Source organism: Agarivorans sp. MS3-6, assembly GCF_054112545.1.
This window is the reverse complement of the sequence record NZ_CM134202.1, coordinates 3,891,093-3,916,637: the sequence shown is the minus strand read 5'-3', so window position 1 is coordinate 3,916,637 and position 25,545 is coordinate 3,891,093. Positions and strand designations below refer to the sequence as shown.

Here is a 25,545-nt window from a genome sequence, read left to right as displayed (position 1 = left end):
AAATAACATCGAAGAGATAAGGCGGCATTCTGCCATGAGCTGCCATTTAGGCCAAGAGAAAAACCTAATAAAAACCGCTGATTCGGATTATTAAACTACAAAAGCATAAATTGCATTATATTAGCGTAAGGTCAACATTACGCTGTATATTTTACACACAAAGCTAATCGGGTTTACCACTGATTATGCATATCGTTTAATGCTTGATGCAATAAATCATCATCATTGTCTTGGTTAACCTCATGCTGAGCCATGTTGTCATCATGCATCACATGTTCATCAAGATTGTGCTGCTCGGATTTATCATCATCCAACGGATTTTCAAAGGCATCTGCGTGCTGGGTATCAAACATGTCTGCATCTGGGTCAACCAATGTAGCCGCCATATCAGGTAAATCTGTCGTTAATGGTGACTCGGATGCAGGTGTAATGTCAGCATGGCTTATGCCAACCATTTGTACATAGTGGTCGATGGGCGAGCTTGCCTCCGACTGATTAAGCGGACCAGCATGTATCGGCTGAGTGACGGTATTTTCATCGGCACCGCCAATATGCGATACCGCCTCATCAAATGAAGGTTCATCTTCAGTGATGCTTGCGCTAAAAGTCATTATGTCGTCAGGTGCGTCGTGCATGTCCGCTGCAGGTGGCATAGCCACAGACGTGTCAGGTGTGACGGTCATAGCAACAAGGTGAGTAGACGTTTGATTATGACCGCTATGTCCATGAACATAAGTCACATCTAGATTAACTTTGACATCAACATTTGACGCATGCGCATCATGATAAACAACTTGAAATACATCATGATGCTCTTCTGAAGTAGTTTGCCCAGCCCAATGGCTGCCTCCAGCAGCCTTGTTGCCTGGGGTTGGCGCTTGACTATAAACATAATCAACGTGACCGGTATCAGGGTCGATAGTTAAGGTGCCATATTGGCCATGTAGGCTGGTTGAGGTATGACCCTTACCATCTGTAATTGCCCAACCTCCGCTGGGTAAATTAGGGGTGAGTTGTTGTATTAACGGGGGGACGACCAAATCGCCAGATATGTGCGAGCCAATACTGCCACCGCCTGTAGGTGTCGGTGGCGCTTTAAAGCTCAAGCTCGGTACTGGATTAGCACTATCTCCAACGAATAAAGGACTGTGTATGGATGCTAAGTTACCAGCAAGATCGTGAACCGAGGCGGTAACATCAACCGTGCCTCCCGGCAGTGCTTGCACCTCTACTGCGGTTAAGGAAGTACTCCAGGCGCCATGAGCCACAACAGCTTGGTAGTGATGACCGCCAATGGAGACTGTAACCACTTGTCCATCTTCAACCCCAGACACGGTGCCAGCGATATCAATCGCTTGGTGGTGCTCACTGGCTTCAATGATATTGTCGCTAGTGATGGGGTTAACCCGTATGCTTGCAATGGTATCAGTGCTGTAGTGATGATTATCTGTCGCACTAGCGCTATTACCGGCTGCATCTGTTGTGGTGACGGTTGCACTGATGTCGGTGTGTGCGTTCATTTGACTAGCAGGCACATCGATTGAGAATCGATGTTGTGCATCAACAACGCCTTTAAATATGAGCGTTCCCAGCTTAAGGGTAACAGTATCGCCTACATTAACGTCTCTGCCCACAGTTCCAGTAATCGGCAAGTTACCACTGATTTCTGCCTGATTAAGCACATCATCAGCAGTGATAGGGTCAAGGCTGATGTGTGGCGCTGCTATGTGCGTGTCTAGCGTAAAAGCAATACTGCTGGCTGTTGATGCGTGCCCTGCGCTGTCAGTCTGTCTTACTTGTAGCTGATTCACCCCTTCAATTGGCGAAAATTGAGTACTCCAATTTTTGCCGCCGTCAATAGAATACTCTACCTGCATTCCCGCTGTTTGGCCTGAGATGCTGAGCGTCCCATCTTGAGTGACTAAATCTGTAGCTGAGCTACCGGTATCATTTGCCAGTGCTACCGTTAACGGCGCAATAATGATCGGAGCTTGGTAAGGGTCTATATGAATATCTAAGTTGTTTTGACTATTGTCTGCATAATCTCCATTTGTGTCCGTCACGCGATAGATAAGATTAGGTACTTGCCCACTAAATTGACTGTTAGGGGTAAAGCTATAATCGCCATTGGCTGAAATCGCAATAAGCCCAACACCGGTAATATTGTGAGCTTGCCCTGCTTGAACCGTCACGTATTGGTGTGTGGTTGGATCTTGAAATTGCACATCATGAAGCACTAAGTGTGCGCCATCATCAATATCTGTAGCCCCCTGCAGTAAATTGCCAGTAACGGGGCCGCTGTTCTGCTGAGAATGAGAGTTAAAACTATGGAGGATTGGACGGTCGCTGGTGCCAGTAACGACGACTTGAGCTTGCTGCTGCGATGTTAGCGCATTGCGACCAGCCCCTTGTTGTAGCTCATACTTAATGTCAACTTTTAAGGCGATGCCATTGGCTAAATGGTTGTAGCTATTGTGGGCAGGGTCGACCTGCAAGGTATGGCCATCGCTGGCTAGCATAAAGCCATCGGGTACCTGATTAGTGTAATGAACGCCGTCGGTCGAAAATTGCATGTGGCTCACAGTGCCACTGCTAAGCCCACCGAGTAAATCCAGAGATTTGGCAGCGCCACCTTCATTAACGCTCAAGCTCGGCGTGTCATCATGGCCATGAATTTGCACATTGATGGTATGACTTGCTGTGCCGTCCGGTGAAGTCACGGTAAAGCTTTCGGTCACAACTTGCCCCGCAACCAAGCCATTAGTGGTAGCGAGTGAATTGTCTAAGGTATAAGACCAATTGCCTTGACGATCCATCGACAGATAACCATACTGCCCCGCCAACTGGCTGATTGTGGCAAACTTATCTTCGCCAGTGTCGACATCTGTTAATGTCAGTGTTCCTGAAATTGTATGCTCTTTTGAATCTTCAGTAAGAGTACCTTGTGATACTGCGCTAACTTTACCGTTTATAAGCGCATTATCATTAGTACCCGTAATTTTAATCACAATATCCTGCGGGGTACCATCTTTGCTATAAACTCTATGGGTAACTAAAACCTCTTCATTAGCTGCTAGATGTTGCAGCTTAATGTTGTCAACGTCATAGACCCAGGTGCCATTTTCACTAATGTGTAAATGGCCATTAAAGGGGTCATCAATTTTAGTGCCTGTACCATATCGAAAGCCTTGTTCCCCCGCATCGGGATCATTCACAAAAATGTGACCGCTGACTTCGATTGTCGTATTGTTATTGTTGTTTGCAAACACACCATGATCTTCAAAAACCACTCCTTGCGTAGCCCCTGAAATAGTGGCTGCATCAGCAATGGCGGCTAGATTCATTGTTGCACTCGTCGCAGTAACGCCACCGTGGCGGTCTGTCACATCATAGGTAAATTGTACATCCCCGTTGTAATCTTTGTCAGGAGTAAAGGTGAAGCTGCCATCGGCATTGGTGCTGATTGTCCCATTATCGGCTGTTAAGTTATGCGCTCGCAGCCAGCCGCGATCATTACTGTCGACGTCGCTGGCATAAGCGAGTAAATCATGTTGAGTAAGCACAACTTGTGTGTCTTCTCTGCCTTGGCTAAGTACTAGGCCACTTGTAACGGTCGGTGCATCATTACTACCACGCACAGCGACTGAAACTGTTTTACTGATTTTGCTCCCATCAGTTGATAGCGCTTCAATGGTGAAATGCTCGCTCCACTCATCACCTTGCCCCAAAGCACCTGCTTTTGCTTCATCTACCACGTAGTGCCAGTGACCATCGGTATCAACTGAAAGCTCACCATATTTACCAGCAGTTTGGGTGACAGTCCAACTTACAGAGTCATGTGTGTCAGTATCATGTGCGTGTAGTTGACCGCTGACTTGTGCGCCTGTTGATTGATGCTCAATCACATCGCCAAGATGATTGGGCGCATCGATGACAACGTGATCTTCGGTGCCTTTAATTTCAACAGATAAGGACTGACGAGTGCCATCAGGGGCAACTAAAGTAATACTTTCGTGTAAAGATTCTCCTTCTTTTAAACCTTGAATCGACGGGTTGTTATTATCTCCGTTATACAGCCACACCAACTCCCCTTTATGACTACCGAAGGCATAAGTCTGTAGCTCAAACTTGCCATAGTCGGTTTGAATATCGAGAGGCGTGCCAACTTGCCAACTAACCGTTTTCCCGCCAAATTCAATGTCAACCTGATCGACCTTACTGTCAGTGTCGGTAATCGTCAGTTGATGCCACTGAGTCATTGAGTAACTGTTACCACCAAAATAGCCATAAGAACTCCTCCCGGAGTCCACATCTTCCTTGGCAGAAGCGGTTGTAATTCCACCAAATACCGTATGGTCGTCTATCGCAACTAAACTGGTAGTAGCCCCAGTGTGGGTGACTCCACCGTGTGCATCTTTAACGTCATAGCTAAAGTGCACCGCGCCGTTGTAGTCTTTCTCTGGGGTAAAAGTGAAGGAGCCATCGGCATGATTCAAAATAGAACCGTGATCTGCATGCAAATTATCAATGCTGAGCTTGCCTGCATCATTGGCATCGACATCAATGGTGTTAGCCAGTAAATCTGCAGCGGTTAGGGTTATTTGCTTATCTTCTGTCCCTGAATTAAGTGTTACCAGAGATGAGCAGTAGGGACGGTCATTATCGCCGTGGATAGTGATCACAATGTCATGAGTGGTACCGTCCGCTGACGTGATTGTGACTGTATCGGTTAAGCTTTGCCCCTGACCGAGTTTATCGATTGTTCTGCCTGTTGCATCTTGGCCTATTGAAGCGTAATAGCTCCAATCGCCATTTGTTTGTAATATGACTTGGCCAAAATTACCATGATAAATACCCGTTTGAGCATGAGCTTCACCGCTATCGGCATCGTTGATATTAAGGTGGCCGTCGGTATGGATTTGATCATTCCAAAGCTTGCCAATATTGCCATGTTGATGATCGGGCGAGCGGTCCCCCACAGAGCCATTAGTGACTGTTCCATCGGCAGCAGTAAAAGTATGCCCTTCATGTACATCGCCCGTGCTATCACCGCTAAATGTTGCGGCATCTTGTGAGGCTGTTAAGGTCAGCCCAGCCTGAGTATGGGTGATACCACCATGTGCATCTTTGATGTCATAGTTAAATTGCACTGCACCGTTGTAGTCTTTTTCCGGCACGAAGCTGAATGTACCGTCTTTATTATCGATAACCGTTCCATGATCAGCCACTAAATTGGCAACATCCAATTGACCGATATCGTTATGATCAACATCTGTCGTATTAGCCAGTAGCTCAGACTTACTTAATCGAACATCTGTATCTTCAATGCCGGGGGCAAGTTTAACGGCAGCAGAAACCACTGGTGCATCGTTGGTGCCTTGAACTGTGACGGTAAGTAATTGACTGGCGGTGCCATCGAGAGAATGAACGGTATGGGTCTCTGTGAACGATTCCCCAGCGCCTAGCTTTTGTACTTCATCGATGGAATTATCAATGGTGTAGTTCCAGCCTCCATCAGCGCTAATGTTGAACTGGCCGTGGTGTGCGGTATTGATAGTTTCAGCTTGCAGATAAGATTGGTCGTGGTCTGGATCAACCACCTGTAAGCGCCCGCCGGCATAGAGGTTAGTTGCACTGGCAGGCACAAAGTGTTCTTCAGTGACTTGTTGTGAGGCTGGTAACATATTCGGCATAGAGACATGGATTTGCGCATTACTATCTTCGCCGGTCACTTTGACCATAATGGTCAGTGTTTGACCGTCACTGGTTTTTATTTCATAAGGAAATTGTTTCGACTCGCCAGCGTGCAAGCCCGCGACGAGATCATCAGCGTGACGATTTAATGCGCCTTGTAATCTAAATTGGTATGAACCATCAGGCCAAACAGTCAGATCACCTGGGGCATACCCTTGTCCTATGTATTGCCCACTAAATACAAACTGGGTATTGTCACCAGTATCTGGGTCCACTAACTGTAACCTGCCACCATAGCCGTGTTGCGCGCTATCAAGCGCTTGTGTTTCAGTCATCTGAATAACGTTAGCAGCCAGTGTGGCTTTATCATCTGCGCCGACCATAGTGATTGTGGCGACAGCGGACGTTTGCCCACCATGATTATCATCAATCATGTAATGCACCACGATATCGGCCTTCTCACCAACGCCGAGGTGCTGAAATACTTGGGCATGACTATCAATGATAAGCGAATGGCCATCGCTGGCTACAGTTACACCTTGCGGCAGTGCTCCGCTGCTGCCTTCAAATGAAGCCTGTATCTGGCTAATCGATAACACATCGCCATCAACATCGGTGGCCCCCCCGAGTAAGTTAATTGCATGGTGGCTATCAGTATCTTCGGTTACAGAATCGATGACTGGTACATTATCTGGATTATCATTAACCGCAGAAAGAGTGGTCGATGCGCTAGTATGCGTGATGCCGCCATGGCCATCTTTCACGTCATAGGTGAAGTGCACTTGGCCGTTGTAGTCTTTTTCAGGGGTAAAGCTGAAACTGCCATCGGAATTAGTCGCAATAGAGCCATGATCGGGGTGTAGATTTTCAATCGTGAGCAAGCCGATATCATTGTTATCAACATCAACAGTATTGGTAAGTAACTGCGCTACGGTAATGGTTTGGCGAGTGTCTTCTGTTCCGGCATTTAACTGTACTTCTGACGAGCAATAAGGACGGTCATTACTACCATGAATAGTGATAACGATATTGTGTGGAGTGCCATCACTTGACTTGATTGTTACTGTATCGGTTAGACTTTGCCCCTGACCGAGCTTATCGATTGTTCTGCCCGTTGCATCTTGCCCAATTGAAGCGTAATAGCTCCAATCGCCATTTGTTTGTAATATGACTTGGCCAAAATTACCATGATAAATACCCGTTTGAGCATGAGCTTCACCGCTATCAGCATCGTTGATATTAAGGTGGCCGTCGGTATGGATTTCATCATTCCAAAGTTTGCCAATATTGCCATGTTGATGATCTGGAGAGCGATCCCCAACAGACCCATTACTGACCGTTCCATCAACAGCAGTAAAAGTATGCCCTTCATGTACATCGCCAGTGCTATCACCGGTAAATGTTGCTGCATCTTGTGAGGCTGTTAAGGTCAATTTCGCCTGAGTATGGGTGATACCGCCATGCCCATCTTTGATGTCATAGTTAAATTTAACTGCACCGTTGTAGTCTTTTTCTGGTGTGAATAAATAGCTGCCATCAGGATTAATGGCTATAGAGCCGTGATCTACATGTAAGTTTTCAATAGTGAGTAAACCAGCATCATTGCGGTCTACATCAACAGTATTCGATAGTAGTTGCGCGGCAGTGATAGTTTGACGAGTATCTTCAGAGCCAACATTGAGGGTCACTTCTGATGAGCAATAAGGGCGGTCATTGCTGCCATGAATAGTAATAACTATATCGTGAGCTGTACCATCTTTAGAATATACAGTGATTGTGTCTGTGAGCGTTTGACCATCACCAAGGTGATCAATTTCGGTGCCTCTAGACGTAGAACGTCCTCCTTTAATCCCTATGTTTCCGGCGTCTGCATAATAAGACCAACTTCCGTCTTCTCTTAACATTAAATCACCGTATTTACCGGTGTAATTATATCCAAGACCACGAGAGTTAAAGGTTTCTTCACCTGCATCAAGATCAGTAATTGTCATTGCACCATTTGCATAAAGCGGGCTGCGCCCCAAAAGACTCATACCCGATTGCGCATAATCAGGTGACATATCTCGACCTGCAGTAGCCTCATTTACATCCCCTGTATCAACGCCACCAATGACGGCTGCATTATTTACTCCGGTGATGATAATAGAAAGGTTTTGGGTGGAATGGGCATTATGTTCGTCAGTGATAGTAACGGGTATTGTCAGAGTTTTCGTTGTGCCAGCAGACAATGACTGATAACTTGAATTACTCGGGTCGAAGCTATAACTTCCATCAGAGTTAAATATAAGACCATCAATTTTTGGTGCTGAATATTGCAGTACTGCACCTGTGTCAACATCTTGACCAACCATTTTCCCATGTAGGATGGCACCGCCTTCTATTAAGGAATGTGATTGCGCTGCTATAGTCGGCCTATCATTGGTACCATGAACCGAAAGTTCAATAGTGTGAGCCGTGCCATCTGCAGATCGAATTACGACCGAGTCCTGCTTTACTTCACCTTCAGCAAGGTTTTGAACTTTACGATTATCTAAGGTGTAGGTGTAGTGACCATCTGGTGTTAGCACTACATGACCACCTAATTTCGTGTCATATCCGATACCCTCATAAGTTTGCGGGCCTATATTAGGATCAAAGTGGTCCTGACCTACATCAGGATCATGAATATTTAATTGACCGTTATAATGTAATTTGTAATGAGTATCTATATAACCTCTATCTTCTGTCACACCTCTTAGGTTATCGTCTGTCTGAGCGTCAGTAATAACAGCTTGGTCTGGAGCAGCTGCTAGATCAAATTTGGCTTGAGTACCTACACTACCGCCATGCCCATCGATGACATTATAAGTTAAACGAACTTCACCATTAAAGTCTTTGTCTGGTGTAAAAGTATAACTACCATCTTTATTGTCAGTAAGATGGCCATTAGTTGCATGTAGATTATCGACTTGAAGAATATCTGTGGCGTCTACATCAGTTGCATGTTTTAGTAAATCCGCGGTTTTAATCGTAACAGGTTTATCTTCTGTTCCTGATGCTAACTGAGTCCAAGCCGTTACAATTGGTTTGTCATTGCTACCGTTAATTGTGATTGATATTTGTTGTGACGTACCATCAACCGAATGAACCACTAACGTATCTGTTAATGACTCTCCTGTTTGAAGACCTTGAATAACCGGTTTTGAATTATCTGCGGTATAAGTCCAATGACCAAGATTATTCAGCGTTAAAGTACCGTACTGACCTTGTAAGCTTTCGGCTTGAAATTGCGCTTGGCCGTTATCAAGATCTGTTACTGTTAATGCGCCATCAACGCGTAATTGTCCCGCATGTACCTCTTTATCTTCGGTTAAATTAGCGGTTGAAGTGCCAGCTATGACCGCTTTATCATCACTGCCGTTAATAGTGACTGATATTTGTTGAGAGGTACCATCAACCGAATGAACCACTAACGAATCTGTTAATGATTCGCCTGATTGAAGGCCTTGAATTGTTGGCTTTGAATTATCTGCGATATAAGTCCAGTGACCTAGGTTATTCAGGGTTAATGTACCGTACTGACCTTGTAAGCTTTCGGCTTGAAATTGCGCTTGGCCGTTATCAAGATCTGTTACCGTTAATGCGCCATCAGCGCGCAATTGTCCCGCATGTACCTCTTTATCTTCGGTGAGGCTGGCCGTTGCAGAGCCCGCAATCACGGCTTTATCGTCAGTACCGTTAATGGTGACGGTGACTTGTTGTTCAGCGCCATCAACAGAGTGAACCAGCAGCGTGTCAGTTACCGACTCACCCGTTTTTAGACCTTGAATTGTGGCTTGTGAGTTATCCGCGGTGTAGGTCCAATGACCAAGGTTATTCAGCGTTAAAGTACCGTACTGACCTTGTAAGCTTTCGGCTTGAAATTGCGCTTGGCCGTTATCAAGATCTGTTACTGTTAATGCGCCATCAGCGCGTAATTGTCCCGCATGTACCTCTTTATCTTCGGTGAGGCTGGCCGTTGCAGAGCCCGCAATCACGGCTTTATCGTCAGTACCGTTAATGGTGACGGTGACTTGTTGTTCAGTGCCATCAACAGAGTGAACCAGCAGCGTGTCAGTTACCGACTCACCCGTTTTTAGACCTTGAATTGTGGCTTGTGAGTTATCCGCGGTGTAGGTCCAATGGCCGAGATTATTGATAGTCAGCGTACCGAATTGACCTTGAAGGGTTTCTGCGCTGAACTGGGCTTGGCCGTTATCACTATCAGTAATGGTTAACGCACCATCAACCCTTAATAATCCCGAGTGAACGTCTTTATCTTCGGTGAGGCTGGCCGTTGCAGTGCCCGCAATCACGGCTTTATCGTCAGTACCGTTAATGGTGACAGTGATTTTTTGCTCAGTGCCATCAACGCTGTGGACAACTAGAGTGTCAGTTAAGGCTTCACCGGTTTTCAGCCCTTGAATTGTCGCTTGCGAATTTTCGGCGGTGTAGGTCCAATGACCTAATTCATTGATGGTTAGAGTACCAAACTGACCTTTCAGAGTTTCCGCGCTGAACTGGGCTTGGCCATTGTCACTATCGGTAACATTGAGTGCACCATCAACACGAAGTTGCCCCTGACGAACGTCTTTATCTTCAGTGATGTTTGCAGTTGAAGCGCCTGCGATTTGAGCTTTATCGTCAGTACCGTTAATAGTGACAGTGATTTTTTGCTCTGTGCCGTCAATCGAGTGAACTAACACTGCATCGGTGACAGATTCGCCTGTTTTAAGCCCTTGAATACTCGGCTGAGAGTTATCGGCGGTATAGGTCCAGTGGCCTAAATTGTTAATCGATAACGTGCCGAATTGGCCTTGTAAGGATTCTGCTGAAAATTGGGCTTGACCGTTGTCGACATCAGTCACTGTTAGTGCGCCATCTATTCGAAGTTGGCCAGAGTGAACATCTTTATCTTCGGTTAAATTGGCTGTTGATGTGCCAGCAATCACGGCTTTGTCATCGGTACCATTAATGGTGACTGTAATTTTTTGCTCTGTGCCATCAACAGAATGTACAAGCACAGTGTCAGTTACTGATTCACCTGTTTTAAGCCCTTGAATACTCGGCTGAGAGTTATCGGCGGTATAGGTCCAATGGCCTAATTCATTGATTGATAGAGTACCAAACTGCCCTTGTAATGAGGTGGCAGCGAATTGGTTTTGGCCTGCATCGGCATCAGTGATAGTCAACGCACCATCAACACGAAGTTGACCACCATGAACGTCTTTATCTTCGGTTAAATTGGCCGTTGAAGTGCCACCAATAATGGCTTTATCGTCAGTGCCGTTAATGGTGACAGTGATTTTTTGCTCAGTGCCATCAACGCTGTGAACAACTAGAGTGTCAGTTACTGATTCACCTGTTTTAAGCCCTTGAATACTCGGCTGAGAGTTATCGGCGGTATAGGTCCAATGGCCTAATTCATTGATTGATAGAGTACCAAACTGCCCTTGTAATGAGGTGGCCGCAAATTGGCTTTGCCCTGCATCGGGATCGGTTACCGTCAGCAACCCATCGACTCGAAGCTCTTGTGATGAGACACCGCTATGAACGTCTTTATCTTCGGTTAAACTGGCTGTTGAAGTACCAGCAATAATGGCTTTATCGTCAGTACCATTAATCGTGACGGTAATTTTTTGCTCTGTGCCATCAACCGAGTGAACAAATACAGTATCGGTAACTGACTCACCTGTTTTTAAACCCTGAATAGTCGGCTGCGAGTTATCGGCGGTATAGGTCCAATGACCTAAATTATTGATGGTCAGTGTGCCGAATTGACCTTGCAGCGTTTCAGCGCCGAACTGCGCTTGACCACTGTCAACATCCGTAATAGTTAATGCGCCATCGACTCGAAGCTCTTGTGATGAGATGCCACTATGAACATATTTATCTTCGGTCAGGCTAGCAGTGGAAGTACCACCAATAACGGCTTTATCATCAGTACCGTTAATCGTGACGGTGATTTTTTGCTCGGTACCGTCAACGCTATGCACCAATAATGTATCAGTTAAGGCTTCACCGGTTTTTAGACCTTGAATAGTCGCTTGAGAGTTATCCGCAGTGTAAGTCCAGTGACCTAATTCATTGATTGATAGAGTACCAAACTGGCCTTGCAGGGTTTCCGCGCTGAACTGGGCTTGGCCATTGTCTACATCCGTAATAGTTAATGCGCCATCAGCAGTTAAGTTGCCATGGGATACATTGATATCTTCAGTGATAGAGGCGTAGGTTTCTCCATCTGGTGACGGTGCACCTTTATCCAAGCCTGTAGAAGAACTTAAATGAGCATTTGAAATAACAGCTTTATCGTCGGTGCCATTAATCGTAATCGTGATTTTTTTCTCTGTGCCATCCACGCTATGTACTAACATAGTGTCAGTGAGAGACTCACTGGTTTTTAAGCCTTGAATGACAGCTGAAGAATTGGCGGCTGAGTAGGTCCAGTAGCCATCAGTATCTATTTGAAATTGGCCAAACTGCCCTTGTAATTGCTCACTAATAAATGACGCTTGTTGAGCATCGGGATCTTGTATCTGCAGCAGCCCTGCACAATGTAGCTCTCCCGCTTGAACATTTTTATCTTCTGTGACTATCCCACTAAAGCTGCCGCTAATCGCGGCCTGCTCATTACTGCCCGTCACCAATACGCTAACGTCATGTTTCACTGCTTGACCAGAGCTATCGGTGACTGTTGCAACAAAATGCTCTACGACTTGTTGCCCTTCAGTTAAGGCTAAGGTCGCAGCAGATTTATTATCCAAAAGATATTGCCACTCTCCAGTGGTAGCGTTGATGCTTAAACTGCCAAACTGGCCGTGCGGGTTAGCCAATGCCCATTGCAAATGTTCGTTATGGTCAGGATCAGTCGCCAGCAACTGCCCGTCAACTTTAGCTAATTTATCCATCTCTGCAACGCTGGCATGATGTAAACCCGATATCACCGGTAAGTCGTTACTGCCTTCAACTTCAATCGACACCAACATCTTTACATGCTGATGATTATTGTTAGTGGCAAATACGAGAAATTGCTCGGTATGGTGCTCCCCTTCAGCCAGTGCATTGGTATCAACGCAAGAGTTATTCAACACATAACGCCATTGACCTGTATCTGGATCAACCACTAACTGACCGTACTTACCACTTCCCGATTCTACTGACCAAGTAGCGCTTGCAGATCCTAAACCCGCAATATGTAACTCACCCGATACGGTGCTAGTTTGGTCTTCTTTTACTATTCCACTTTGTTGTTGCTTTCCTTCAGCATGCATGGCTATTGGCTGGGCTGCGCCACTTTGAAAATGCTTGACTTGAGCAATTTGCTTAACAGCTAAACTTGCTTGCAAGTGATGAGGCACAGGCTTGAACTCAGCGTTGTGAAGACTAGAGGCCAGCTCACTATTGCTTAAGAAAGAATGAGGTGAATACCATTGATTAGTGCCAAGTGGCTTTAGTCCCCCACCTTGACCAATGCGGGGTGAACTACCTAGGGCATGTTCTGCAGCAGTAGCCTTAAGATCAAGCGCGGCTCCAGCTGACAGTTCTGAATTATCAGCATCAATTTGTTCGATGGGAGTATGTTGCTCGGCAGCAACATGGTCTGGCTGAGCATCTTCAGCTTGCGGCTCATCTAATAGCGTAAGATCTCTATCAGCTTGCTCGGCACCGGCCAATAGCTGATGAGTTGATTTATCAGCAACTAAATCTTGATTACTTAAGCCTACTGTTTTTACATCACGTAACTCTTTTGCCTTAAGCCTTGCTACATCTTCATCGATACGCTTGGCTTTTTGTATTCCTTTGTCTTTGTCAGCGGGTTTGGCAGCGCTGTTTTTAGCGCGCTTCTCATCAGCATTTCGCGATGATTTATCATGCTTGTCTTGAGTCATAATTTGCCTCGATTAACGTTCGCCAAAGGCTGTCGTGATGTTGGTAAACACCGGTTTCCACAAATACTGGAATACCGTCTTATCACCGGTAACAATATCTACCTCGCCGGTCATACCCGGAATCAATCCAAAACGCTCAGGATCATCGTTAAAATAGGGCTTCTCAATACTGATTTTAACCTTATAAAAAACACCGCCTTTCTCATCAGTGTCAGTAGAGGGCGAAATCCTCTGCACCACGCCGTCTAAAGCACCGTATCGGCTGTAATCAAAGGCATCTATTTTGATTCTTGCAGTTTGCCCTTCACTAACAAAGCCAATGTCACGTGGCGAAAGCTTCGCTTCAATTAATGCTTCTTTGGTGGTGGGTACTATTACCGCCACTGTCCCACCAGGGGCAACAACACTGCCTGAAGACGTAGTGGGTATCGATTGAACAATGCCATCAACTGGCGCTAATACCGTAGTTTGAGATACTTGAGAATCTGAAGATCTTAAGCGAGCCTCAATACCCAATAATTCAGCTTGGGCATCAGCACGTTTTTCGCCCACTTGATTAAACAAAGCCGCGTTTTTTTGCTCTAGTTGCTTAGTTAAATTTGTGAGATTTTTGCTTAATACTTCTTCCTTACCCTCTAAAGACTTAAGCTCGCGGACATATGAATCTAACTTTTGTTGCGCTTCAAGTACTTGGAGTTTAGAGACCACTTGAATACCACTAGGAGACTTCATCATATTGATGGTTTTGCGGGAGGCCGAAATTTGGTCTTTCAAAGCCGGGACTTCATTTTCTATCGCAGCTAGCTCCGCTTTAGATTTAGCGATTTCTGATTCACTGAGCGCTGATGTTGCGGCTAGCTCATCGTTCATCCGTTTTAGAGCCGAAATATGCTGCTTAAGTAATTTAGGGTATTCGCTTTCAAAAGCAGAGAAATCAGCAGCACGTTGCTCAACAAAGGCATTGTAACGCTCCATTCTCAGCTCTAAGTTAGCTTGCTTACTGGATAACTCTTGTTCCAATGATTGGCTATCAATAGCCACAAAATTAGCTAATATATCGCCTTTTTTAACAACATCACCTTCTTCAACACTAACCGAGGCTAATGTTCCACCGAGCTGGCTTTGAATCACTTGCCTATGCCCGAGGGGGACCACTTGACCTTTTGCTTTAGCAATTTCTTCAACGGTGGTAAAAATCGACCATAGCAGCACAGCCAACACTGAAAACGCTATAAATAAGCCGATACGACGGATCAGTTTTCGCTCGGTTGGCGCTTCAATTGCGTCAGTAAATTCATGCTCGGGCCAAACTCGATTAGCCAATTGACGTTTATCCATAATATTACTGCTCCGCTTCGGCATTTTGTTGAGGGATTGGGCCAACGTATACCGCAGCACCTTTATCTAAAATAATGACTTTATCGGCCAGTTTAATTAACTCTTGGTCGTGGCTACTAAATAATACGGTGGCTTTCCCCTTTAAGGCTTTTAACGTAGAAATAAATTGCAGCCTAGCATGAGGGTTTCGATTGGCTAAGGGTTCGTCCATAACTAAGAACGTGGATTGCTTTAACAATGATCTAGCTAAACTGATATAGCTGCCTTCCACTGCCGATAGCATTGCGCTATCCCCGCCAACAATCTGCGTATCCAGTTGCTGATCTAACGAATCAAACAAGGCTTGACCACCAGCAGCTATCAAAGCATCAATCAGTTGTTGGTCGCTGGCGTCAGCTCGCGCCACTCTTAAGTTTTCAGCTAAAGTACCTGGGAACAAGTCAGGTTCAGCGGGACAAAATCCCACCCAGCTTCGTAATAACTCTGGGTCATATTGGCGAATATTCTTACCGTTTAACGCAACATAACCAGCTTGTGCTTCAATCACTCCTATTGCCGATAGCAACAAAGAGGTTTTACCGCAGCCATTAGGGCCAATTATCGCCACTAACTCTCCGCTTTCGATATCAGCCGCCACACCTGACAAAGCGGGTTCCATCTCTGCGGTATATCGCAGAGTAAGATGCTGAAAAGACAAGCTAGGTGGCTTATTGGTATCTGCTACGTCTAGCCGCAATGCACTATTTTCAGTTTGAACCTGCATGAAACGGTCAAACTGTTCGGCAGCGTTTTGTAACAAGGTGAACTTTTGTGAAGAGCTAAAGGCCAGTTGTGCGGGGCCAGTAATGCGCCAAATTAACATGACACAAGCAATTAACGCGCCAGCCGAAATGCTTTGGTTCAATACCAAAAAAATGCCACAAAAAACGGTAACCAAGGCAGTGCTTAAGCTCAAAGCATGTGCCACTGCCGCCATCAGTCCATTGCGGGCTGCATAGCGGAAGTTTTGTCGGCTATTTTCCCGGCACAGTCGCGCAAATTTAGTCGTCCAAGCATCAACGTGGCCAGCAGCTTTTAACTGCAATAGGTTTTTAGATAATTCGTTGAGTACGTTTTGGTATTCACTGGATACCGCAGGAGAAGCACTTTGTATATACCCCCGCATCAACCGCATCACCAAATAAAACACCACCAACATAACCAGAGGCACCAGGACTAACCACCCACTTAGCAAGGTAATCGCTGCCAAGGCTATAATAGTAAACGGTAAATCAATTAACCCTCCTGCCGCAGGCCCCGATAGCACCGTTCTTACTTTTTCAGCGTTGCGCATTCGAGCAATATGATTAGAAATACCCACTCGCGATAACACCGTTAAAGGCATACTTAACAAGCGCTGGAAGGTGAGTTCTGATAGGTCTCTAGCCATACGGTTACTGGCCGACGACATCACTTTGGCGCGAATTAACCGAGCCGCCACTAAAATACTTAAGGCCAATGCTGCTCCCAGCGCGATACTGGGTAATACTTCGGGGGTCTGCCCGCCAATCACTCTGTCGTAAACGGCCATGGTAAATAAAGGCACCGCCAAACCTGTAAGGCTAGACAACAAACTCAGCCAAAATACCGGCCTATACCACTTACTGCGTTTACTGAGTTGCGCGGCAAAAGCTTTAGCCGACGAACCTTGCAGCGGTAATTGTTCAATCATAATTAAATGGACATCATCACTTAATATGCTTGAATCACATGGCTGCCACTGCTGTTCAAACTGCTCTAACACTTCGCCATGACGACGCAACAGCATCGGTGCTTGTCGCTCAGATATCAGAACAAAAGGGTGAGCGGCTTGAGCGACCAATGAAGGGATATGCCGATGCACTGAATAGCCAATGTGATACTTTTTAAGCGACTCAACAAAAGCCACTACATCTATGTGTTGTTGACGGGGGTCTTCAGCCACATTGTTGGCTTGAGAGTATAAACCCAACTGCTGTAACAGCTGAACAAGAAGAGGTTTCAAATCATTCACTTGATTATTCATATTAAGCCCCCCCAGCTTGTGCAACCGCACTCACCGCACCATTTTTATCGATACTCACCAGCACATCACAGTGTTGCTTCACATCCTCAAAATGGGAGGCGATAAGTACGGTCATCGCCTGCTTTTCCTTATTCAACAGCGCCAATAACCGCTGCTGAGCATCGGCATCTAGTGATAACATCGGTTCATCAAGTAACAAAATAGAGGGTTGTTGAGCGAGCGCTCGGACTAATGCGATTAACTTAATGGCGCCTTTATTAAGCATTTGATTACCACTATCGCCAACCCGAGTTTGGTAACCTGCTGGCAATAAAGCGATAGCGGCACTTAAACCAAGCTCATCTGCCACCACCATTGCCTTTGCTTCTAGTTCAGGCCTAAACAGGGTCATATTTTCGAGTAAACTACCGGCAAACAAGGTTGGCCAAGGCGCCAAATAAACCACAGACTGTCGATACTCATCACTATCATGCAGCCTCAGCTCAACGCCGGCAATACTCAGCTCTCCTTCGCTAGCCTGATGAAACCCCGCCAGTAAGCTAAGCATTAAGCTGGCATTAGTCAGAGGGTTTGATTGAATCGCAACGAGGCTTTTTGCTGGTATGGTGAATTGGCATGCTTTTAACAAAGCCCCAGAGGACTGCGCCGATAATTTCGAAAACTCGATTGGTCCACTAGGCAGTTTTTGCTGATAATGATGCTCTCCGGTAAACTGCTCGTTCTCTAAGTCAATAAGTTGCTTAACCTGCGACATAGCCGACTTAGCCGTTACCATTCGAGAGCGTAAACTGATAATGGCACTTAAAGGGGCAACCGCCCTCCCGGCTAAAATGGAGCATGCTGCCAGTCCCCCCGTGGTAAGCTCTCCGTCTAGCACTAATAAACAGCCAAGCAATACCAATACCAAGGTAGTGCCTTGCGATGCACCTTGAATTAGCTCCTGTAATTTTGCGGATAACCAATCTACCCGCTGTTGATTTTGTAAACGCTTGAAATTTATTTCGCGGTAATAAGCAGAAATACCATTTTCCAAAGCCAAAGCTTTAGTCGTAGTTAAACCAGAAAGCACATTGATTAATAAACGAGAGCGTTCGGCTTCACTGAGGGCTAAATCTTCGGTTGCTTGTGCTAATTGCTTTCCTATCAGCACAACAACCAAGCTAATTAAGCCCCAAACAGCAATAGGTATAAACACCAAAGTTCCGCCAATATAGGCAACTAAGGCTAAAAAAATGATAACAAAAGGAAAATCGATTACCGCTAAAGCAGCTTGACCAGAATAGAGGTCTCGCATTCCAGCAATCGAGCTCAAGCCATTAAATATGCCACCTCTGCCTAATTTAGCCACTGGCCCGTAGCTGGCGGCTAACAAGGCTTTCACCGCAGAAATAGTAGTATGTAATTCGAAGTTAGCCGCGGCAGAAGCTAGCAACCAACTACGAACATAGCGTAATACCAACTCCAACAGAATAGCTACCGCCACTCCCAACATTAAGATACTCGCAGTACCATAACCTTGATTAGGCAAAATACGGTCGTAAATTTGCAACATAGCAAAAGGTAAGGCTAAAGAAAGTAGGTTAATAAAGGTAGAAGAAAGCAATACATCAATTGCTGACCGATTTTGAAACAGTAGGCTTAAGGCATACCTCATTTAGCTTGCTTCCTTTCGTCAATAAATCACTCCATGAGTTATTGATAAGCCTAGCAAATAATCTGATATTTTCTGTTTTAGAGTTTTTTTTGTTACTGACAGCCAGACGCCCTGCAAACTTTTATTAACAAAATTGACACACCATGTAAAATAATTCACTATTAACAAGCTCTCTACCAGCTCAAGACTTCAAGCGTGACTGTTATATTGTCATTTAAATCTATTTGTTATTGCTAATCAAAAAGATATGAATCCATCATCCAGCTTAGCTCAAGTATTAGCGTTACCTAGCCAATCACACCACCATAGTCACAACTACTATCAGGTGGTGATCGGGCTGCAGGGGCAAACCGAATTCGACATTCAAGGCCAAGGTAATTTAGTGGGCCCAGGCCAAGGCTGTCTGGTGCCAGCGTGCTCCGAGCATGCCTTTACTGGTTTAGGGCGCAACCAAATTTTAGTGGTCAACTTGCCGCTAAACACCGAACAAGGCCTTCAAGATAAAGTAAATCAACTATTTGAAAGAAAAGCTTATTTTCAACTTACTAATCAATCTCAAATACTCATCGGGGCATTGTGTCATGAGATCCTAAGCCAGCCGCAAGAGCAACTATTGGGTGAAGCCTGTGCCCATACGTTGGTGTGTGTGCTGCAAAACCAGTTGGCGCAAGCGCAAGCAAAACCGCAACGAACGCTGCGCTTACAAATGGATAGCATTGATCGTTACATTCATCAGCACCTGCATCAAAAAATCAGTGTCGCGCAATTGGCGGGTGCAGTTTACTTGGCCGAAAGCCAATTTTACCGTTTATTTGGCCAACAAAATGGCATAACCCCTCACCAATACGTATTACGTAAACGCTTTGAATTGGCCAAACAGTTACTTAGCGAGGAAAAGCTGAGCCTACAGCAAATTTCCGACAGCTGTGGCTTTGCCAGTCAAAGTAGCTTTACTAGCGCTTTTAGTGCCTTTTTCGGTCAGTCTCCCGCGCGCTATAAACGCAATAACAGTTAATACCCATAAGCTGCACCAATAATTTGTATCCCCCTGTTCACTGCTGTTACTTACTACACTTACTGTAGCTTAGCGACCTAAGTCATTATTCGGTCGATTGTTAAATCTTTGCTTGAACAAGTGTTAATCGGCAGAGAGTTTCTAAAAAACTTCGGAGCTTTTCGAAATACGCCAAAGGTAAAGCACTCTACAATCGGTCACTTAATAACAAAGCCGTAACATCCACTGTCCCCTAGCAGAGGATGAAAAACGAGGACATAGCATGCTGAACACCCCGCAACTCGACGCTCATTTCATGACGCAAGCTAGCTTTATTGATCAGCCACAGGAACAGCTTTGGCGGTATATCTCGCCACTTTATTGCATTGACGAATCGACTTGGCTAAATCAGTTATTACCTTTAGCTGAACCCAGCGAAACAGAACTCAGCCAATCTACGGGTTTAGCTACTCAGCTAATTGAACGAGTGCGAGCCGACAAAAATGCGGTACAAATGATTGATGCCCTGCTGTTGGAATACAGCTTAGATACCCGCGAAGGCATCTTACTAATGTGCTTGGCCGAAGCTTTAATGCGTGTGCCGGATGCCGCCACGGCAGATGCCTTAATTCGTGACAAAATGAGCGTGGCCGATTGGAAGTCTCACCTTAAAAACTCTGACTCGTTATTTGTTAATGCTTCGACGTGGGGCTTAATGCTAACCGGTAAAGTGGTTAGCTTAGATCAACCAGAAGCGGGCCAGCCAAGTAAGTTGCTAAATCGACTGGTCAACAAATTTTCTGAGCCCGTAATTCGCCAAGCGATGCACCAAGCAATGAAGATAATGGGTCATCAATTTGTCTTAGGTCGCAATATTCAAGAAGCGCTGAAAAATGGCGAGACACCACGCAGCCGAGGCTTTAGCTATTCATTTGATATGCTGGGTGAATCGGCACTTACCGCTGAAGATGCGCTTAAGTATTATAACGATTACCACCAAGCTATTAGCCAAGTCGCCACTGATAAGCCACAAGCATCTAACGCAAGTCTTGCGCCATCGGTATCAATTAAATTGTCAGCCTTACACCCTCGCTATGAAGCAGCCAATCAAGCGCGGGTAATCAATGAAATGTTTAACACCTTACTCGCACTATTAGTTCATGCTCGCCAACAAGATGTTGCAATTACCATTGATGCTGAAGAAGCCGACCGCTTAGAAATTTCGCTGAAACTGTTTGCTAAGTTATATCAGCATTCTGCACTTAAGGGCTGGGGCAAATTTGGCTTAGTGGTACAAGCTTATTCCAAACGGGCTTTGCCAGTTATAGCGTGGTTAGCGGCCTTAGCAAAAAAACAAGGCGATATCATTCCAATGCGTCTCGTAAAAGGCGCTTACTGGGATACCGAGCTTAAATTGGCTCAGCAACATGGCCACCACGCCTACCCTGTATATACTCGAAAAGAAGCCACTGACGTCAGTTATTTGGCTTGTGCACGCTTGCTGTTAAGTGAACACATTCGTGGCCTGATCATTCCGCAATTTGCCAGCCACAATGCGCAAACCATAGCCGCAATCGCCGCGATGGCTAACCATAATGATTACGAATTCCAGCGTTTGCACGGTATGGGCGATGCCTTGTATCACCATGTAAAAGAGTTGTTAGATACCGATATTCGAATTTACGCACCAGTGGGTAGTCATCAAGATCTATTGCCTTACTTAGTACGTCGTTTATTAGAAAATGGCGCCAATAGCTCCTTTGTTCATCGCTTGGTTGATGCTCGATGCCCGGTGACTGATTTAACGCTACACCCAGTTAATCAATTACGCACCCGCCCTTGCCTACACAATCCACGGATTGTTACGCCTCCACATTTATTCGGCGAACAGCGCCTTAATTCAATGGGTGTCGCTAGCGATATTGAAAGCGAATGGCTGCCCTTTGAGCAGCAAGTGAGTCAATTTTTGGGGCAACACCTTTGGCATGCTCAAGCAATTATTGGTGGCCAAGCACAGTGTGGGGAGCTACATCAAATCCATGCCCCTTATGATACTCAACTCAGGGTGGGCACCGTGCAATGGGCTAACGCCGAGCAAGCTAAACAAGCCATTAGCTTTGCTGAGCAAGCCTACCCTAGCTGGCGTGATACCGACGTAAACCAACGTGCTGCGTACTTGCTAGCACTGGCCGATAAACTAGAACAACATCGCCACGAGCTGGTTGCCCTATGCCACCGAGAAGCGGGTAAAACGGTTTTAGATAGTATTGATGAAATCCGTGAAGCTGTAGATTTTTTACGTTATTACTCGCAGCAAGCCATTACGAATTTTGGTCAAGCCACTGAGCAGTTAAGTTTTAACGGCCACCCTCAAGCGACCCAATACAGGGGGCGCGGCGTATTTGTATGCATTAGCCCATGGAACTTCCCTTTAGCCATTTTTATTGGCCAAATATCAGCAGCGCTGGTTGCCGGTAATACGGTAGTCGCGAAACCTGCCGAACAAAGCTCATTAATTGCCACACGTTGCATTGAGCTGCTGCTGGAAACAGGCTTACCTAGCAATGCTATTCAACTTGTATTAGGCAGCGGAGCGCAGCTCGGCGAAGCCTTAAGCGCAGATCCTCGGATTGCTGGTGTGGCCTTTACTGGATCTACCCCTACAGCGCAAAAAATAAATCGTTTGCTAGCCAAACGCGATGCTATGCCAGTGCCATTTATTGCCGAAACTGGTGGGCAGAATGCCATGATAGTTGATAGCACCGCGCTACCCGAGCAGGTAGTCCGAGATGTTATTCGCTCAGCGTTTGCATCAGCGGGTCAGCGTTGCTCAGCCTTAAGAGTGTTGTATGTACAACAAGATATTGCCGAGCGAATACTGCAGCTTATTCAAGGCGCAATGGCAGAGCTAAGCATTGGTAACCCTGAACGTTTGAGTACTGATGTTGGCCCAGTGATTGATTTAGCCGCCCAGCAAAAATTACTGGCCCATGTCGAATGGTTACAACAGCATGCCCAGCCGATTTATCAAGTGGAGTTATCGCCCTCATGTAACAGCGGAACCTATGTGGCACCCAGTGCATTTGAGATAAACAGCATTGAGCAACTCGACCAAGAACACTTTGGCCCCATCCTTCATGTGATTAAATACCAAGCAAATCAACTTGATAGGGTGATTGATCAAATTAATCAAAGTGGATTTGGGTTAACCTTAGGCGTGCATAGTCGTAATGAAAGCACTTATCAACACATTGAGCGGCGTGCTCGTGTCGGTAATTGCTACATCAATCGTGACCAGGTAGGTGCGGTAGTTGGCGTACAACCCTTTGGTGGACAAGGCCTTTCAGGCACAGGCCCTAAAGCAGGCGGGCCCCATTATTTATATCGCTTCGCCATTGCTGTCGTCACCCCAAAACTAGCCAGCGAGGTGCAATAAAATGACTATGCCAATGGAAGTACTAAGCCAAAGCCTTTCCTTATTAGAAGATTGGCAGCAGCAAAGTGTTACGCAACGAGCCCAACTTCTTGAACGATGGGCACAACGAATAGTAAAACGCGCAGAGCACTTTGCAGCAAGTGCCAGTATGATCCGCTTTCAATGCCAACAAGCATCAAGGATTATCGCTAAGCAGCATCAACTGCAAGGGCCAACGGGCGAGACTAACGAGCTGTATTGTGTTGGACGAGGTAGCTTTTTAATACACGCCGATGAAACCGCAAATACGGTAGCCATTGCAGGGCTAATAAGTGCCGCACTAGTGGCAGGCAATACCATTATTTGCAGTGTTGCGCCAAGTGCCAAGGCCGACCTCGATATATTGCTCTGTGAGCTGTTAAGAGCAGGCTGCCCTGACCGAGTGGCTATCCAATTGGATGCTGACGCCAGTGAGCAACTAGCCATGCAGCCCCAACTTGCAGGCATTGCATTGGCGGCTAGCCAAGCAACTTGCCAGCACTATAACCAGTTATTGGCCGAGCGAGATGGACAACTAGCTCAGCTAGTATACGAAACCGATTTACTCAATTTTGCTCATTTGAGTGAAGCGACATTTTGTTTGCGGTTTATTACTGAACGCACTCGAACCATAAATATTACCGCCGTTGGCGGTAACGCTAGTCTGCTAGAGCTAGGCAGCGGCGATTAACACCGATAAAACCCAAAATGCTCAAAGTAGCAAAAAAAGGAAAAAGGAATGATTGAAAATAGCTTTGCTATCAGTGCCACATTTATAGCCTATCTCATCGTTATGCTATCAATTGGCATTTATGCCTATAAACGCACCTCCAGTTCAGAAGACTACTTCTTAGGTGGGCGCACATTAGGTCCATGGCCAGCCGCCTTATCTGCTGGCGCATCAGACATGAGTGGCTGGTTGCTGCTCGGTTTACCTGGTTACGCCTACGCAGCCGGCATTGAATCATTTTGGCTAGCGGGCGGTCTGCTAGTCGGTACCTGGTTAAACTGGCTGATTTGTGCCAAACGCCTACGCACCTACTCTATAGTGGTGGATAACGCGCTTACCATCCCTGAGTTTTTGGCACGCCGTTTTGAAGACAAATCAAAACTACTGCAGTCAATTTCGGCCTTTTTCATCTTGTTATTTTTCTTGTTTTATACCAGTTCAGGCTTAGTCGCTGGCGGTAAATTATTCGAAACTGTATTCGGTTTAGACTACAGCACAGCTGTCATAGTAGGCACCGTATGTGTGGTCTCATATACCTTATTTGGTGGTTTCTTGGCAGTATCATGGACCGATTTAGTGCAAGGTTTGTTAATGTCAGCCGCGCTAATGATTGTACCAATTGCGGCAATGGAAGGTTCTTTTGGCGATTTAAGCCAAGCCCTTACGCTGAAAAACCCTGAGCTTTTAAACCTATGGACCGATGTTAAAGGCGAACCTTTAAGTGCAATTGCAATCATATCCTTGGTGGCTTGGGGCTTGGGGTATTTTGGTCAACCACATATTCTGGCGCGTTTTCAGGCCACCCGTAGCAACAAAGACATCGGTACTGCTCGTCGCATTGCTGTTAGTTGGACCGCCCTATCTATGGCAGGCGCATTACTTATTGGTTTGGTGGGCACGGTATACGTTGACTCTCACTTAGGTGGCAACATAAAAGATGGCGAAACCATTTTTATGTTATTGGTTAATGCCATCTTCCACCCGGTGATTGCTGGTATCCTGCTGGCTGCGATCTTAGCCGCCATTATGAGCACCGCCGATTCGCAACTATTAGTTTCATCGTCAGCACTTGCCGAAGACTTTTACAAACAAGTTTTCCGTCCACAAGCGAGCCAGCAAGAAATAGTACGTATCGGACGGTTTGCGGTGGTGGCCTTATCGATTGTGGCACTGGTATTGGCCATGAACCCCGAAAGCTCGGTGCTGGGTTTAGTGTCTTATGCTTGGGCAGGTTTTGGCGCAGCCTTTGGCCCTGCTTTATTGCTCAGTTTGTTCTGGAAAGATATGAATCGCAATGGGGCCTTGGCTGGGGTGGTGTTAGGCGGAGTCACCGTCGTAGTTTGGAAGCAACTCAGTGGGGGTTTGTTCGACATTTACGAAATTGTTCCCGGTTTCATCTTGGCAAGCATTGCCATTATTGTTGTCAGTAAAGCCACGGGCGGTGCCGAAGCATCAGTTCAAAAAACACATGATAAATACGAAGAGCAATTAGTTAGCCTAGACTAATACATGTAATACAAAAGAGCAGTATCGCCTATTTGATACTGCTCTTTATGACCATTAAACACCTCTACATTTAGCTAAAAAAACAAATGATACTCAAGAGTAAATCAGCTACGAAAGTCTCGCCCTAGTTTGATCGAAACCACAAATACCCCTAAATTCCCCGCCCTTAATATGTATTATTAAATTATATTAATACGATCACTTTTTTACGCAGTTTTTTACGT

The 25,545-nt window shown here is 45.8% G+C and carries 8 protein-coding genes; 4 read left to right on the top strand and 4 right to left on the bottom strand.

Annotated features, from left to right (window positions below; all coding sequences use genetic code 11):
• Window positions 1–173: 173 nt before the first annotated feature.
• Genes ACVFI8_RS18025 through ACVFI8_RS18010 form a run of 4 tightly spaced genes read right to left on the bottom strand, consistent with a single transcriptional unit; the run spans window position 174 to window position 18,637 of the window.
• Complete coding sequence (locus ACVFI8_RS18025; protein ID WP_457872169.1) at window positions 174–13,601, bottom strand: VCBS domain-containing protein; 13,428 nt, start codon at window positions 13,599–13,601, stop codon at window positions 174–176.
• 12 nt (window positions 13,602–13,613) lie between these two features.
• Complete coding sequence (locus tag ACVFI8_RS18020) at window positions 13,614–14,939, bottom strand: HlyD family type I secretion periplasmic adaptor subunit (protein ID WP_457872168.1); 1,326 nt, start codon at window positions 14,937–14,939, stop codon at window positions 13,614–13,616.
• Window positions 14,940–14,943: 4 nt separating this feature from the next.
• Complete coding sequence (locus ACVFI8_RS18015; protein WP_457872167.1) at window positions 14,944–16,983, bottom strand: ATP-binding cassette domain-containing protein; 2,040 nt, start codon at window positions 16,981–16,983, stop codon at window positions 14,944–14,946.
• A gap of 1 nt (window position 16,984) precedes the next feature.
• Window positions 16,985–18,637 (bottom strand): ABC transporter transmembrane domain-containing protein, encoded by a 1,653-nt coding sequence (locus tag ACVFI8_RS18010; RefSeq protein ID WP_457872166.1) that lies wholly within the window; start codon window positions 18,635–18,637, stop codon window positions 16,985–16,987.
• Window positions 18,638–18,884: 247 nt separating this feature from the next.
• On the opposite strand from ACVFI8_RS18010, the gene ACVFI8_RS18005 reads away from it, so the two are divergent.
• From ACVFI8_RS18005 to putP, 4 genes are all read left to right on the top strand, one after another.
• Complete coding sequence (locus ACVFI8_RS18005) at window positions 18,885–19,652, top strand: helix-turn-helix domain-containing protein (protein ID WP_457872165.1); 768 nt, start codon at window positions 18,885–18,887, stop codon at window positions 19,650–19,652.
• 262 nt (window positions 19,653–19,914) lie between these two features.
• The gene (gene putA, locus ACVFI8_RS18000) at window positions 19,915–23,067 is read left to right on the top strand and encodes a bifunctional proline dehydrogenase/L-glutamate gamma-semialdehyde dehydrogenase PutA (RefSeq protein WP_457872164.1); all 3,153 of its coding nucleotides are present in this window, start codon (window positions 19,915–19,917) and stop codon (window positions 23,065–23,067) included.
• A gap of 1 nt (window position 23,068) precedes the next feature.
• Entirely contained in the window at window positions 23,069–23,776 is a 708-nt protein-coding gene (locus tag ACVFI8_RS17995) for a hypothetical protein (protein ID WP_457872163.1), read from the top strand.
• Between the two features lie 48 nt (window positions 23,777–23,824).
• Window positions 23,825–25,321, top strand: a complete 1,497-nt coding sequence (gene putP, locus ACVFI8_RS17990; RefSeq protein WP_248712213.1) for a sodium/proline symporter PutP — start codon at window positions 23,825–23,827, stop codon at window positions 25,319–25,321.
• Window positions 25,322–25,545 lie beyond the last annotated feature (224 nt).

What these genes read in the sequence shown, in the direction of transcription:
- ACVFI8_RS18025 (WP_457872169.1), bottom strand. Translation starts at nt 13,601, where the DNA reads ATGACTCAAGACAAGCATGATAAATCATCGCGAAATGCTGATGAGAAG.
- ACVFI8_RS18020 (WP_457872168.1), bottom strand. Translation starts at nt 14,939, where the DNA reads ATGGATAAACGTCAATTGGCTAATCGAGTTTGGCCCGAGCATGAATTT.
- ACVFI8_RS18015 (WP_457872167.1), bottom strand. Translation starts at nt 16,983, where the DNA reads ATGAATAATCAAGTGAATGATTTGAAACCTCTTCTTGTTCAGCTGTTA.
- ACVFI8_RS18010 (WP_457872166.1), bottom strand. Translation starts at nt 18,637, where the DNA reads ATGAGGTATGCCTTAAGCCTACTGTTTCAAAATCGGTCAGCAATTGAT.
- ACVFI8_RS18005 (WP_457872165.1), top strand. Translation starts at nt 18,885, where the DNA reads ATGAATCCATCATCCAGCTTAGCTCAAGTATTAGCGTTACCTAGCCAA.
- putA (WP_457872164.1), top strand. Translation starts at nt 19,915, where the DNA reads ATGCTGAACACCCCGCAACTCGACGCTCATTTCATGACGCAAGCTAGC.
- ACVFI8_RS17995 (WP_457872163.1), top strand. Translation starts at nt 23,069, where the DNA reads ATGACTATGCCAATGGAAGTACTAAGCCAAAGCCTTTCCTTATTAGAA.
- putP (WP_248712213.1), top strand. Translation starts at nt 23,825, where the DNA reads ATGATTGAAAATAGCTTTGCTATCAGTGCCACATTTATAGCCTATCTC.